The 13241-nt window shown below is 68.6% G+C and carries 12 protein-coding genes (1 of these 12 only partly in view); 6 read left to right on the top strand and 6 right to left on the bottom strand.

Annotated features, from left to right (window positions below; all coding sequences use genetic code 11):
* Nucleotides 1–634: the 3' portion of a PQQ-dependent sugar dehydrogenase gene (locus ABAZ39_RS31070; RefSeq protein WP_040138415.1), read on the top strand. It extends 527 nt beyond the left edge of the window; the window shows 634 of its 1161 coding nt (coding positions 528–1161); its start codon lies off the left edge, out of view; the stop codon is at nt 632–634.
* Nucleotides 635–642: 8 nt separating this feature from the next.
* Here the strand turns inward: ABAZ39_RS31070 and ABAZ39_RS31065 are convergent, their stop codons facing one another.
* Nucleotides 643–870: a DUF1127 domain-containing protein gene (locus ABAZ39_RS31065; protein ID WP_040138193.1), complete on the bottom strand. Its 228-nt coding sequence runs from the start codon at nt 868–870 to the stop codon at nt 643–645.
* Between the two features lie 149 nt (nt 871–1019).
* Here ABAZ39_RS31065 and ABAZ39_RS31060 point away from each other — a divergent pair, with 149 nt between their 5' ends.
* Nucleotides 1020–1859 (top strand): TrmH family RNA methyltransferase, encoded by an 840-nt coding sequence (locus tag ABAZ39_RS31060; RefSeq protein WP_040138192.1) that lies wholly within the window; start codon nt 1020–1022, stop codon nt 1857–1859.
* On the opposite strand, the gene ABAZ39_RS31055 is transcribed toward ABAZ39_RS31060, so the two are convergent.
* Complete coding sequence (locus ABAZ39_RS31055) at nt 1845–2780, bottom strand: LysR substrate-binding domain-containing protein (RefSeq protein ID WP_040138191.1); 936 nt, start codon at nt 2778–2780, stop codon at nt 1845–1847. The two genes, ABAZ39_RS31060 and ABAZ39_RS31055, sit on opposite strands and share 15 nt — an antisense overlap.
* A 115-nt stretch (nt 2781–2895) precedes the next feature.
* Here ABAZ39_RS31055 and ABAZ39_RS31050 point away from each other — a divergent pair, with 115 nt between their 5' ends.
* Nucleotides 2896–4365 (top strand): catalase, encoded by a 1470-nt coding sequence (locus ABAZ39_RS31050; protein ID WP_040138190.1) that lies wholly within the window; start codon nt 2896–2898, stop codon nt 4363–4365.
* Between the two features lie 71 nt (nt 4366–4436).
* On the opposite strand, the gene ABAZ39_RS31045 is transcribed toward ABAZ39_RS31050, so the two are convergent.
* Nucleotides 4437–4850 carry a winged helix-turn-helix transcriptional regulator gene (locus ABAZ39_RS31045; protein WP_040138189.1) on the bottom strand — a complete coding sequence of 138 codons (414 nt, stop codon included), beginning with the start codon at nt 4848–4850 and terminating at the stop codon, nt 4437–4439.
* Between the two features lie 116 nt (nt 4851–4966).
* On the opposite strand from ABAZ39_RS31045, the gene ABAZ39_RS31040 reads away from it, so the two are divergent.
* Nucleotides 4967–5815, top strand: a complete 849-nt coding sequence (locus ABAZ39_RS31040) for an SDR family oxidoreductase (RefSeq protein ID WP_040138188.1) — start codon at nt 4967–4969, stop codon at nt 5813–5815.
* An 82-nt stretch (nt 5816–5897) separates the two neighbouring features.
* Here the strand turns inward: ABAZ39_RS31040 and ABAZ39_RS31035 are convergent, their stop codons facing one another.
* From ABAZ39_RS31035 to ABAZ39_RS31025, 3 genes are read right to left on the bottom strand one after another with little or no spacing between them, the layout of a single operon-like run.
* Nucleotides 5898–8975: a MexW/MexI family multidrug efflux RND transporter permease subunit gene (locus tag ABAZ39_RS31035; protein WP_040138187.1), complete on the bottom strand. Its 3078-nt coding sequence runs from the start codon at nt 8973–8975 to the stop codon at nt 5898–5900.
* A 10-nt stretch (nt 8976–8985) separates the two neighbouring features.
* Nucleotides 8986–10182, bottom strand: coding sequence for an efflux RND transporter periplasmic adaptor subunit (locus tag ABAZ39_RS31030; RefSeq protein WP_014199961.1), 1197 nt, complete (start codon nt 10180–10182; stop codon nt 8986–8988).
* Nucleotides 10172–10888: a TetR/AcrR family transcriptional regulator gene (locus tag ABAZ39_RS31025; RefSeq protein WP_040138186.1), complete on the bottom strand. Its 717-nt coding sequence runs from the start codon at nt 10886–10888 to the stop codon at nt 10172–10174. Before ABAZ39_RS31025 ends, ABAZ39_RS31030 begins: the two co-directional genes overlap by 11 nt.
* A 146-nt stretch (nt 10889–11034) precedes the next feature.
* Between ABAZ39_RS31025 and ABAZ39_RS31020 the strand changes: the two genes are divergently transcribed.
* Nucleotides 11035–11490 carry a hypothetical protein gene (locus ABAZ39_RS31020; protein ID WP_040138185.1) on the top strand — a complete coding sequence of 152 codons (456 nt, stop codon included), beginning with the start codon at nt 11035–11037 and terminating at the stop codon, nt 11488–11490.
* Between the two features lie 74 nt (nt 11491–11564).
* The gene (locus tag ABAZ39_RS31015; protein ID WP_040138184.1) at nt 11565–13088 is read left to right on the top strand and encodes a multicopper oxidase family protein; all 1524 of its coding nucleotides are present in this window, start codon (nt 11565–11567) and stop codon (nt 13086–13088) included.
* The last annotated feature ends 153 nt before the right edge of the window (nt 13089–13241 follow it).

The following is a 13241-nucleotide window of genomic DNA, read 5'->3' as shown; positions in this document are numbered from 1 at the left end:
CGAACGCTCGCTGGAGCAGTTCCGGACGCAGGCGCAGGACCTCGACTCGCATCTGGGCAAGGTGGTGCGGATCAACCGCGACGGTTCGGTGCCCGCCGACAACCCTTTCGTGAACCAGTCCGGCGCGCTGCCGGAAATCTGGTCCTACGGTCACCGCAACATCCAGGGCGCCGCCCTGAATCCGCAGACCGGCGCGCTGTGGATCAACGAGCACGGCCCGCGCGGCGGCGACGAGGTCAATGTCCCCGAACCGGGGAAGAATTACGGCTGGCCGGTGGTGTCCTACGGCGTGAACTACAACGGGACGCCGATCGGGACGGGCAAGTCGAGCGCGCCCGGCATGGAAGAGCCGGTGTACCAGTGGACTCCGGTGATCGGCTCCTCCGGCATGACCTTCTACACGGCGGACACGCTGCCCGGCTGGAAGGGCAGCCTGTTCAACGGCGGGCTGGCGACCAAGGAGGTCGTGCGGCTCGAACTCGACGGCAACAAGGTCAAGCACGAGGAGCGCATGTTCCGCGATCTCGGCAAGCGCATCCGGCAGGTCAGCCAAGGTCCCGACGGTGCGCTCTATCTGCTGACCGACGAGAACAGCGGCGAGATCCTGCGGGTGACTCCGGCGGGCAAATCGTAAGCTCCGGTTCAGCGGCCTCGGCTGCGCTTGGATGGCTTCGTCAGACGCTCCGCGGCCATCAGGTCGCTGCGGCTGACGCCGATGTCCCTCAGCAATCGGTCGTCAAGGCGGTCGGGGGCGACGGCGGTTCGCCGGGACCGGCGCTCCATCAGTTTGCGGCAGGCATCCAGCAAGGTGGCGGTGAGTGACTTCGGCAGGGTTGCGCCGAGGGCGCGGACGGCGGGCAGGGTCGGCATGGGCGATTCCTCCGTTCGGGCGGGGACTGCCGCCCCGCGTTGCCGGTCCTGTCTAGCGGGCTTCGGCCGGTGGCGAAGTGGCCCCCTTCACATCGGCCCCGCGCTTTCCGGACTTCCGATGGGACGGCAGGGGCGCTACACAGGCGCCCATGCCAGCCATCATTCCCCCCTCCATCATCCCCATCGACGACCCGGACGACCCGCGGATCGCCGCTTACCGCGACGTGAAGGAGCGCGACCTCGTGGGGCGGGAGGGGCGCTTCATCGCCGAGGGGGCGGTGGTGCTGCGGACGTTGCTGACCGCCTCGCGCCATGAAACCCTGTCGCTGCTGATCGCCGACAAGCGGATCGCCGGGCTGGCACCGATGCTGGAGGCGTTGCCCGCCGCGGTGCCGGTCTACAGCGCCCGGCAGGAGGTGCTGGACGCCATCGCCGGCTTCCCTCTGCACCGCGGCATCCTGGGCCTGGGGCGGGCGGCGGCGATGCCCGAGCCGGACGCGCTTCTGGCCGCGCTGGGATCGCGGGCGACCGTGCTGGTGCTGTGCGGGATCGGCAACCATGACAATGTGGGCGGCATCTTCCGCAACGCGGCGGCCTTCGGGGTGGACGCGGTGCTGCTCGATTCCGGCTGCTGCGACCCGCTCTACCGCAAGGCGATCCGCGTGTCGGTCGGGGCGGCGCTGCGGGTGCCCTTTGTGCGGATTCCGGCGGGAACCGACCCGGTCGCGCTGCTGGAGCGGCACGGCTTTGCCGTCCTCTCGCTGAGCCCGGCGGGAGCGGTGACCCTGGCGGGGCTGCGCCGTCCGGAGCGTGCGGCGCTGCTTCTGGGGTCGGAGGGGCCGGGCCTGCCGGCGTCCGTCTTGGGGCGGACACGGACGGTGCGCATCCCCATGGCGCCGGATTTCGATTCCCTGAACGTCGCCACGACCAGCGGGATCGTCCTGCACCATCTCGCCTTCATGGCGGAGCCGGAGTCAGGCCTCGGCTGAGTCTTCGATCCGGCGCAGGCCGGGCGGGGTAGCGTCGCGCAGGCTCTGGGCGAGCGCGCGGAAGCCGGTGGCGCGCGGGTCGCTGGCCCGCCAGACCAGACCGATGACGCGGCCGGGTGGATCGCCCTGGAAGGCGCGGTAGGCGACCAAGCCACCCACCGTCGCCGCCTCCCCGTCGCCGGTGGCGAGCCGCGGCATCAGCGTGTAGCCGGTGCCGCTGGCGACCATGTGGCGCAGCGTTTCCAGCCCGGTGGCGTGGCGCATGCCGCGGGTGATGGCGCCGCAGGCGGCCAGCGCCTGATCGCGCAGGCAGTGCCCCTCCTCCAGCAGCACCAGCTCGCCGGGGTCGAGGTCGGCCAGGGCGATGGAGGGCAGGCTTTCCAGCCGGTGGCCGGTGGGGTGGGCCAGCACGAAGGGTTCGAAGAACAGGGCGTCGCAGGTCAGCCCCTCCGCCTCGACGGGCAGGGCGAGCAGGACGGCGTCCAGCCGCCCTTCCCGCAATTCCTCCAGCAGGCCGTCGGTGCGGCCTTCGGACAGCACGAGCTGGACGTCGGGCAGGTGCCGGCGCATCGCGGGCAGGACGTGGGGGAACAGGTACGGTCCCAGCGTCTGGATCGCCGCGATGGCGAGCGGACCGTGCAGGGCCCCCGCCGTCCCGCGGGCCAGCGCCAGCAGGCGGCGCGCCTCCTCCAGAACGACGCGGGCCTGACGGATCACCACCTCGCCCTGGGGGGTGGGCAGCACACGGCGGCTCGTCCGCTCGAACAGGGGGATGCCGAGAAGGTCTTCAAGCTTGCGGATCTGCGCGCTCAGCGACGGCTGGCTGACCGAGCAGCGCTCCGCCGCCTTGCCGAAATGCCGCTGCTCGGCCACCGCCACCACATATTCCAGATCGCGAAGGGACAGACCGGCGAGATTCATAGGTTCAGGCTATCGGAGCATTTGAAACGATGTCTTGGATATATCAACGACACGGCGGGATAACCAGGGGGCAAAGCGGACGCGGCAACCGATAAGAAACGCAAGGAGTTGAGCCATGAGCACCCTGACCACCGCTGCCGGCATCCCCGTCGCCGACAACCAGAACTCGCTGACCGCCGGCCCGCGCGGTCCGGTGCTGATGCAGGATTTCCACCTGATCGAGAAGCTGGCCCACTTCAACCGCGAACGCATCCCGGAACGGGTGGTCCACGCCAAGGGGGCCGGCGCCTACGGCGTCTTCCGGGTGACGAAGGACGTGACGCCCTACACCGCGGCACGGTTCCTGTCGGACGTCGGCAAGGAGACGGAGGTGTTCCTGCGCTTCTCCACTGTCGGCGGCGAGAAGGGCTCCGCCGACGCCGAGCGCGATCCGCGCGGCTTCGCCGTCAAGTTCTACACCGAGGACGGCAATTACGATCTGGTCGGCAACAACACGCCGGTCTTCTTCGTCCGCGACCCGCTGAAATTCCCGGACTTCATCCACACGCAGAAGCGCAACCCGGCGACCAACCTGAAGGACCCGACCGCGGTCTGGGACTTCTTCTCGCTGTCGCCGGAGACGATGCACCAGCTGACGATCCTGTTCAGCGACCGCGGCACGCCGCGCGGCTACCGCCACATGGACGGCTTCTCCAGCCACACCTTCTCGTGGATCAACGCGGCCGGCGAGCGCTTCTGGGTCAAGTACCACTTCAAGACGCGTCAGGGCATCCAGAACTTCACGGCGGAGCAGGCCGTGCGCATGGCCGGCGTCGATCCCGACCACGCCACCCGCGACCTCTTCGCCGCCATCCGCGACGGGGATTTCCCGGCCTGGACCGTCTCGGTGCAGATCATGCCGGAGGTGGAGGCCGACTCCTACCGCATCAATCCGTTCGACGTGACCAAGGTGTGGCCGCACGCCGATTACCCGCTGGTCGAGATCGGCGAGCTGGTGCTGAACCGCAACCCGGAGAACTTCTTCGCGGAGGTCGAGCAGGCCGCCTTCAGCCCGGCCAACGTGGTGCCCGGCATTTCCTTCAGCCCGGACAAGATGCTGCAGGGCCGGCTGTTCGCCTACGCCGACGCGCACCGCTACCGGCTGGGCGCCAACCATCAGGCGCTGCCGGTCAACCGCCCGCACGCCGCGGAGGTCCGCAACCACCAGCGGGACGGCGCCATGCGCTTCGACGGCAATGGCGGCGGCAGCCCGAACTACGAACCGAACAGCTTCGGCGGGCCGGTGCAGAACCGCGCGGTGGCCGAACCGCCGCTGCGCATCTCCGGCGACGCCGCCCGCTACGACCACCGCGAGGGCAACGATGACTACGCCCAGGCCGGCGCGCTGTTCCGCCTGATCGGGGCGGAGGCGCAGGGGCGGCTGATGGACACCATCGCCAACTCGCTGGGGGAGGCGCCGGGCTTCATCCAGCGGCGGCAGTTGGCGCACTTCTTCGCGGCGGACCCCGCCTATGGCGCGGGCGTCGCGAAGAGGCTGGGGCTGACGGCGGCCGCGGCGACCGAAGAGGCGGCCGTGGCCGGCTGAGCCCAACGCCTGAACACACGGCACCGCCGGACGCACCCCCCTCGCGTCCGGCGGCTTTTTTGTAGGGCGGGTCAGTCAGCGGCGGCGTCCTGCCGGTTCGCCCAGCCCTCGGCAATCCGCGGCAGGTTGAATTCGATCCAGTCGGCGAGGAGGCGCACCTTCTCGGCGGCCTCCCGCCCCAACGGCGTCAGGCTGTAGTCGACATGGGGCGGCACCACGTCGTGGGCGGTGCGTTTGACCAGCCCGTCGCCCTCCAGCCATTGCAGCGTCTGGGCCAGCATCCGCTCGCTGACCCCGCCGATGGTGCGGCGGAGTTCGCTGAAGCGCAGCGTTCCGCTTTCCAGGGCGATCAGAACCAGGACGCCCCAACGGCTGGTGACGTGCTTCAGCACCTCCCGCGAGGGGCAGGCCGCGGCCATCAGGTCGCCGCGCTGCATCCGCTCCGACAGCGGCAGCGGAATGTAATCATCGTCCGGTTCCGGCATCGCCGTTCTCCCGCTGGAAAAAATCGTCACACTTACATTTATGTACGTACTTACGAAAAGTAAGCAAGTGGCTTAGGTAGGTGGTCACCACCCAACCGCAAACGGGACACCCGACCATGACCATCGCCGTCACCGGTGCCACCGGCCAGCTTGGCCGCCTCGTCATCGCCCGCCTGAAGGAGACGGTTCCCGCCTCCGGCATCGTCGCCCTGGTGCGTTCCCCCGCCAAGGCCGCCGACCTGGGGGTCGAGGCCCGCGAGGCCGATTACGGCAACCCCGAGACGCTCGCCCGCGCGCTGGTCGGCGTCGACACGCTGCTGCTGATCTCGTCGAACGAGATCGGGCAGCGGGCGGCGCAGCACCGCAACGTCGTCAACGCCGCGAAGGCGGCGGGCGTCGGCCGGATCGTCTACACCAGCCTGCTCCACGCCGACCGCTCGCCACTGAGCCTCGCCGAGGAGCATCGGGCGACCGAGGCGGACATCAAAGCGTCGGGCATCCCCTTCATGATCCTGCGCAACGGCTGGTACACGGAGAACCACACCGGTTCGGTCGGCGCGGCGCTGGCCGGTGGTGCCTTCATCGGCAGCGCCGGCGATGGGCGAATTTCCTCGGCCACGCGCGCCGACTACGCCGACGCGGCGGTGGCGGTGCTGACCGGCAGCGGTCATGAGGGCAAGACCTACGAGCTGGCCGGGGACGAGGCGGTGACGCTGGCCGATCTGGCCGCGGAAATCTCCCGCCAGTCCGGCAAGAACATCCCCTACCGGAACCTGCCGGAGGCGGACTATGCGGCCATTCTCGCCGGGTTCGGCCTTCCGGAAGCTTTTGCGAAGGGCATCGCCTCCTGGGACGCCGATGCGTCGAAGGGCGCGCTGTTCGACGACGGGCGCCAGTTGTCGGCGCTGATCGGGCGCCCGACCACGCCGCTCTCCGCCGCGGTCGCCGCGGCTCTGCCCCGATAAAGGCAGGCCGGCAAAGAAAAGACCCCCTCGCCCGAGCAAGGCGAGGGGGTCTTTTCTTGGACAGGCTACGGTCTGACGATGCTTACTGCGAGGCCGCCGCGATCTCCCGCGCGCGGCGGGAGACCGACGCCGCGTAGTGGTCCTTGGCCAGCACGGTGTAGACCGCCGGCAGGACGAACAGCGTGAACAGCGTGCCGATCAGCATGCCCGACACGATCACCAGACCGATGGAGAAGCGGCTGGCGGCACCGGCGCCGGCGGCGGTCAGCAGGGGCAGGAGGCCCACCACCATCGCCGCTGTGGTCATCAGGATCGGGCGCAGGCGGACGCGGGCCGCGTGCTCGATGGCGGTGCGGCGGTCCACCCGCTCGTTGATCTGCATCTCGCGGGCGAACTCCACCATCAGGATGCCGTGCTTGCTGATCAGGCCGATCAGCGTCACCAGACCCACCTGGGTGTAGATGTTCATGGTGGACAGGCCGAAGAACAACGGCAGCAGCGCCCCGCAGATCGACATCGGCACCGAGATCAGGATCACCAGCGGGTCACGCAGCGATTCGAACTGCGCGGCCAGCACCAGATAAATGACCACCAGCGCGAAGGCGAAGGTGACCATGAGCTGGCTGCCCTCGGTCACGTACTGGCGCGATTCCGACAGGTAGGAGTGGCCGAAGCCGGCGGGCAGAACCTCGCGGGCCTGCCGCTCCAGGAACTCCACGGCCTGACCCATCGTCACGCCCGGCATCGGCACCGCGGAGAAGGTCGCGGAGGGAAGCTGGTTGTACTTGGTCAGGGCGTTCGGCTCCGTCGCCATCTCGATCGAGACGACGGTGGACAGCGGGATCTGCGCGCCGTTGCCCGCGGTGACGTAGTAGCGGGTCAGCGTCTCCGGCGTCAGGCGCTTGTCGCGTGGCACCTGCGGGATGACCTCGTAGGAGCGGCCGTTCAGGTTGAAGCGGTTGACGTAGTTGCCGCCGATCAGGACCGCCAGCGTGTCGCCGATCGACTGCATCGACAGGCCGAGGTCCGCCGCCTTCGACCGGTCGACATGCAGCCGGACGACCGGGCTGTTGAACTGCAGGTCGCTGTCGGTGACGATGAACATGCCGCTTTCCATGGCGGCGGTCTTGATGCGCTCCATGGCGTTGAAGATGGTCTGATAGTCGCCGGGGCTGTTGATGACCATCTGCACCGGCAGGCCGCCAGTGGAGCCGGGCAGGGCCGGCGGCGACACCAGGAACACCTGCGTGCCAGCCACCTTGCCGAGATCGGCCTGGACCAGCGGCTGAAGCTCCTTGGCGCTGCGGGTGCGCTCGTCCCATGGCTTCAGGATCATGCCGGCGAAGCCCTGGGTCAGGGTCGGCAGGCCGTTCAGCACGAAGCGGGTGTCGGTTTCCGGATAGTGGGTGAACACCTCGTCCATCTCGCGCCCGTAGGCGTCCATGTAGTCGAGGTTGGCGTACTGCGGCCCCTTGGTGATGCCGAACAGGATGCCCTGGTCCTCCTCCGGCGCCAGCTCCGACATGGTGTTGGCGAAGAGGAAGCCGACGCTGAGCAGAACGCCGAAGCCGAACAGCAGGGTCGCCGCCCGGTAGTCCAGCGCGCCGCCCAGACGCCGCCCGTACCAGCCGGACAGCTTGTCGAAGGTCCGGTCGACGAAGCGGGCGAAGCGGCCCTCGTTCATGTCGCGGGTCAGCAGGAGCGAACACATCATCGGCGACAGCGTCAGCGCCACCACGCCGGAGATGATGACCGCTCCCGCCAGGGTGAAAGCGAACTCACGGAACAGCGCGCCGGTCAGCCCTCCGAGGAAACCGATGGGGGCGTACACGGCGGCCAGCGTGATGGTCATCGAGATGATCGGCCCGATGATCTCCCGTGCGCCGATCAGCGCGGATTCGACGGGCGACTTTCCCTCCTCCAGGTGGCGGTGGACGTTCTCCACCACCACGATGGCGTCGTCCACCACGAGGCCGATGGCCAGCACCATGGCGAGCAGCGTCAGCAGGTTCAGGCTGAAGCCCATCGCCAACATGATCGTCGCCGCACCCACGATGGACAGCGGGATGGTCACGATCGGGATCAGCACCGAGCGGAAGGAGCCCAGGAACAGGAAGATCACCACGATGACGATGCCGACCGCCTCCAGCAGCGTCTTCTGCACCTCGTCGATGGAGGCCTGGATGAAGCGGGTGGAGTCGTAGACGATCTCCATCTTCAGCGACGGCGGCAGGTTGCGCTCAAGCTCCGGCACCAGCTTGCGGATGTCCTCCACGATGGTCAGCGGGTTGCCGGTCGGCGTGGAGTTGATGCCGATGAAGATCGCCTGCTGGCCGTTCATCGACACGCTGGCGTTGGAGCTTTGCGCGCCCAGCTCGATCTCGGCGATGTCCTTCATGCGGACCAGCGCGCCGTCCTTGGACTTCACGACCATCTGCCGGAACTGCTCGACGTCGGTCAGGCCGGTGTTGGTGGTGATGTTGGAGACGACGAAGACACCCTTCGCCTGTCCGGGGGCGGACTGGTAGTTGTTGGCCTGGATCGCCGCCCGCACGTCGGCGGCGGCGATGTTGCGCGCGGCCATCCGGTCGGGGTCGAGCCAGACGCGCATGGCGAAGGTCTGGCCGCCCAGGATCTGCGCCTCGGCGACGCCGGACACGGTGGACAGCAGCGGCTGCACCACGCGCGTCAGATAGTCGGAGATGGCCGCCCCGGACAGCTCCGGGCTGGCGAAGCCCATGTAGAGGATGGAGGTCGTCTCGCCCGTGGACTTCAGGATCACGGGGTCGTTGGCCTCGCGCGGAAGCTGGTATTTGACCTGCTGCACCTTCGACATCACGTCGGTCATCGCGACGTTGGGGTTGAAGTTCAGCCGGATGTAGGCGGTGACGAGGCTCACCCCCTGGGTGGAGGAGGAGGTGATGTAGTCGATGCCTTCCGCCGTCGCCACCGCCTGCTCGATGGGCGTCGTGATGAAGCCCTGCATCAGGTCGGGAGAGGCGCCGGGGTAGGAGGTGGTGATGGTGATGACGGTGTTCTGCAGCTCCGGATACTGCCGGATTGGCAGATCCGTCAGCGACCGGACGCCAACCAGCAGGATCAGCAGGCTGACCACCAGAGCCAGGACCGGCCGTCGGATGAAGATGTCGGTGAATGACATGGCCGGGTCCTCAGTTGCGCGGAACGGTCTGCGGCGGCACCAGCGCGCTCGCTTCCGTCGGCACCACGGCGGCGCCGTTGTTCAGCTTGAGCTGGCCGGAGGACACCACCCGGTCGCCGGGCTTCACCCCGTCGAGGATTTCCACCTTGCCGTCGAAGCGGTCGCCGGTCTTCACCGGGACGCGGTTGGCGACATGGCCGTCCTTGCCCTCGCCGTCCTTCTGGGCCGCGACGACGAAGACGCTGTCGCCGTAGACCGTGTAGTCCACCGCGGTTTCCGGAATGACGATGCGGTTCGCGGCCGGCGGCTGGACGACGCGGATGTTGGCGAACATGCCGGGCAGCAGCTTGCGCTCCGGATTCTGCAGCGTCGCGCGCACCTTGATGGCGCGGGTGTCCGGGCTGACCTGCGGCTCGATGGTCGAGATCACCGCGTCGAAGGTGGCGCCGGGGGCGGCGTCGGCGGAGATCAGCACCGGCTGGCGGATGCGGATCTGGCTCAGCGCCTGCTCGGGCAGGGTGAAGTCGACGAACAGGTTGGACAGGTCGGTCAGCGTGACGACGGGGCCGCCGGCGCTGACATACTCGCCGACATTCACCTGCCGGATGCCCAGCTCGCCGTCGAAGGGCGCGCGGATCAGCTTCTGGGCGATCAGTGCCTCGGTCTTCTTGATGTTGGCGTTGGCCTCGTCGAGCTGGGCCTGGTTCTGGTCCACGGTGACCTGCGGGCCGGCCTGGTTGCGCAGCAGGTTGCGGGCGCGCTGCAGGTTGTTCTCAGCCAGCTTCGCCTGGGCGCGGAAGGCCAGCAGGTCGGCCTGCTCGGTGGCGTCGTTGAGCTGCACCAGCGGCTCGCCGGCCTTCACGCGGGCGCCCGATTCGAAGAAGATCTGGGTCACGCGCCCGACCACCTCCGGCGCCACGGTGACCTGCCGGCTGGCGGTCAGGGTGCCGATGGCGGTGGTGTATTTGGGAACGGACTGCGCCGTCGCCTCGGCGACCGAGACGGGGGTCGGCGGCGGCTTGTTGCCGGCGAAGAAGTCGGCAATGGCCTTGTTCCGGAAATTGTTGAAGGCGTACAGGCCGCCGAACAGCACGCCCAGTATGACGGCCATGATGATGATGCGGAACGCCAGCCGCCCGCGGGTGACCGGACGGCGTGCGGTGGTCCGCTCTGGCGCGTGAGCGGAATGGTGGATGTCACTCGTCACGATCAGCCTCTCTCGAACAGGTCTGTTCTGGTTCTGTTGATTGGGTGCAATGCAATAAAGGCGTGTAAAGGGCGACCGCCTCCTCCCGCAGGCCGAGGCCGCGCAGGATGAAGGCGACCGCGTCGCGGATGGTGCGCCGCGGCTCGGCCAGGGACGGGACGAGCGGTGTCGGCGGCAGGTGAATGGTCGCCAGGGTCGAGCCCAGCATCTCGGCCAGCCAGAAGGCGTTTTCCGTCACCGGGGCCGAGGGGATGAGGTCGCCTGAGTCGCGTGCGGCCTGCAGCGAGGCCACGAAGGGCGGCGCGATGTGCTCCGACATCCAGCGGCGCACCATATGGGCGAATTCCCCGTCCTCCAGCAGGCTCATGAAGTAGAGCCGGTAGCGGGGGAGCATGGTGTCGCGGTCGCTCGGCAGTTCGCTGACGTAGCAGCTCACCATCGCCTGGACGTAGGCGGCGAGCGTCTCCGTGCTCGGCGGCATCGCCAGCAGCTTCGCCAGATCCTCGTCTCCGTCCACGCAGGAGCGGAAGATCGCCTCGTAGAGAGCGGCCTTGCTGGGGAAATGCTTGAAGATCAAGGCCTCCGACACGCCGGCAGCCTGCGCGATCTCCTTCGTCGTGGTGGCGGCGAACCCCTTGCGCGCAAACAGTGGAAGGGCCGCGTCGATGATCGCCGCGCGCCGGGCCGAGTTGTCCAGCCGTCCCATGATTAACCTTATAGCATAAGTGAGTACTAACTCACCTTGTTCGGGCTGGAGATACCACGGTGCGTTCAGGCTGTCCAGGGTGGTGATCGGGGCGCGAATTAGCGCTTGACCTTCCCGCCGCTGGAAGGTGGAGACTGTGCGGTGTGATGCCGATGCAGGAACGGGAAACGGCGATGGCGCGGGGTGGATGCCCCCTTGGCGGGACGCCGCCGATCGGGCGGCTGGTGGCGGGGCTGCTGCTGCTGGCCGCGCTGGCGCTGTTCGCGCCGTCCGTCGCGCAGGCGCATGTCCATGCCGGCGCCAATGCTGGCCCCCATGCTAGCCCCCATGCTCAAGGCCATGCCGCATCCTCGGCTCCAACGCCGGCCGGGAGCGTCTGGGTGGGGGATGCCGACCACGCGCCGCCGGCGGACGACGCCTGCGCGGGCAGGAACGGGCTGTCCTGCGGCGGCACCTGTCCGATGATGCTGTCGGGCATCGCCACCACGGCGGCCTTTCCGACGCCGCCGCTCCGCGCGTCCGCGCCCTTCCGGCCCGCCGGCCTGTTGCCGGAGGGTATCGGCCCGCCGCCGGCCCTCAGGCCACCGCGCTTGGCCGTTTGACCGGACTCCATGCCCGAGGTGCGCCTTTTCCGCGCGCTCCGGGCCGGCATTTCGCAAAAACGGACCACCGCATCATGACGATTCTTCAGACCCGCCGCCGTTTCCTGGCGTCCGCGGCTTCGGCCGCCGCGCTGGGCGGCCTGTCCACCCTTCTTCCCGCCCTGATTCCTGGGGCCGTGCGCCCCGCATGGGCCGCGGCCCCCCTCCGCCTCGCCGTCGAGCGGCGCGTGCTGGAGGTGATGGGCAAACCCGCCTCCGTCTTCGGCATCCGCCAACCGGACGGCACCTCCGGCCTGTTCCTCGATCCGGGGCAGCGCTTCCTGGTCGATCTGGCGAACCGGGCCGGGGAGGACGCCGTCATCCACTGGCACGGCATGACCCCGCCCTACGCCCAGGACGGCGTGGCCGACGCGAACCGGCCGCTGATCCGCGACGGCGCCAGCCAGGGCTACGATTTCGAGCCGCGGCCCGGCACGCACTGGATGCACTCGCACCATGGCCTCCAGGAACAGCGGCTGATGGCGGCCCCCCTGATCGTCCGCACCGTCGAAGACCGGCGCGAGGACGCGCAGGAGGTCACCGTGCTGCTGCACGATTTCACCTTCAAGGACCCTGCCGAGGTGCTCGCCGGGCTGACCGGCGGCACCATGGATCATGGCGATATGAATCACGGCGGCGGTCATGGCGGCGGTCATGGTGGGGCCATGCCGATGATGAACCATTCCATGGACATGAAGGGGATGGGGGACATGAAGGGCATGGGCGGCATGACCATGGCCGCCATGGACCTGAACGACGTGGAGTACGACGCCTACCTCGCCAACGACCGCACGTTCGACGACCCGGAGGTGGTGCGGGTGGAGCGCGGCGGACGGGTCCGGTTGCGGCTGATCAACGGGGCGACCTCGACGGCCTTCCACATCGAACTCGGTGCCCTCGACGGGACGGTGGTCGCGGCGGATGGCAACCCGGTGCAGCCGGTGACCGGGCGGCGCTTCGGCATGGTCATGGGCCAGCGGCTGGACATCCTCGTCCGGCTTCCCGACGAAGGCGGCGCCTTCCCCGTCCTGGCGCAGCGGGAGGGGGAGCGTCAGCGCACCGGCATCATCCTCGCCACCCCTGGCGCCACGGTGAACAAGGTCGCCGGCCTCGCGGACGGCGCCGCCGGTCCGGTGGACCTGTCGCTGGAGCGGCGGCTGACGGCGCTCGCCCCTCTGGCGCTGCGCCCCACGGATGCGGCCTTCACCATCCGGCTGACCGGTGGCATGGCTCCCTATGTCTGGACCATCGACGACCGTCCCTTCGGCGAGCATCGGCCGCTGACCGTCCTCAAGGGGCAGCGGGTGACCGTCACCATGGTCAACGAAAGCCCGATGGCCCACCCGATGCATCTGCACGGCCAGCATTTCCAGGTGGCGGCGCTCAACGGGACGGCGCTGGCCGGGGCGGTGCGCGACACGGTGCTGGTGCCGATGAACGGTTCCGCCACCATTGCCTTCGACGCCGACAATCCCGGGCGCTGGCCGTTGCACTGTCACAATCTTTTGCACATGGCGACGGGGATGATGACCGAATTGGTGTGTGAACAAACCATATGAACACGAAGATTCCAGCGCGGACCGACCGCGCCGGAACGGGTACCGCAAAAGCCCCGCGCCGGTTCGGACGGATGAAACCGGCAAATCCAGACGCATTCCTTTGGGAGCGAACTTTCACGCATCACTCCCATTCACATTGGACCGGGACGTGTC

It is taken from the genome of Azospirillum argentinense (assembly GCF_000632475.1).
Lineage (GTDB): Bacteria > Pseudomonadota > Alphaproteobacteria > Azospirillales > Azospirillaceae > Azospirillum > Azospirillum baldaniorum.
This window is presented reverse-complemented; position numbering and strand designations above follow the sequence as displayed.

Excerpts from the sequence above, each read along its gene's own strand:
- ABAZ39_RS31065 (WP_040138193.1), bottom strand. The coding sequence starts at position 870 with ATGCCGACCCTGCCCGCCGTCCGCGCCCTCGGCGCAACCCTGCCGAAG.
- ABAZ39_RS31060 (WP_040138192.1), top strand. The coding sequence starts at position 1,020 with ATGCCAGCCATCATTCCCCCCTCCATCATCCCCATCGACGACCCGGAC.
- ABAZ39_RS31055 (WP_040138191.1), bottom strand. The coding sequence starts at position 2,780 with ATGAATCTCGCCGGTCTGTCCCTTCGCGATCTGGAATATGTGGTGGCG.
- ABAZ39_RS31050 (WP_040138190.1), top strand. The coding sequence starts at position 2,896 with ATGAGCACCCTGACCACCGCTGCCGGCATCCCCGTCGCCGACAACCAG.
- ABAZ39_RS31045 (WP_040138189.1), bottom strand. The coding sequence starts at position 4,850 with ATGCCGGAACCGGACGATGATTACATTCCGCTGCCGCTGTCGGAGCGG.
- ABAZ39_RS31040 (WP_040138188.1), top strand. The coding sequence starts at position 4,967 with ATGACCATCGCCGTCACCGGTGCCACCGGCCAGCTTGGCCGCCTCGTC.
- ABAZ39_RS31035 (WP_040138187.1), bottom strand. The coding sequence starts at position 8,975 with ATGTCATTCACCGACATCTTCATCCGACGGCCGGTCCTGGCTCTGGTG.
- ABAZ39_RS31025 (WP_040138186.1), bottom strand. The coding sequence starts at position 10,888 with ATGGGACGGCTGGACAACTCGGCCCGGCGCGCGGCGATCATCGACGCG.
- ABAZ39_RS31020 (WP_040138185.1), top strand. The coding sequence starts at position 11,035 with ATGCCGATGCAGGAACGGGAAACGGCGATGGCGCGGGGTGGATGCCCC.
- ABAZ39_RS31015 (WP_040138184.1), top strand. The coding sequence starts at position 11,565 with ATGACGATTCTTCAGACCCGCCGCCGTTTCCTGGCGTCCGCGGCTTCG.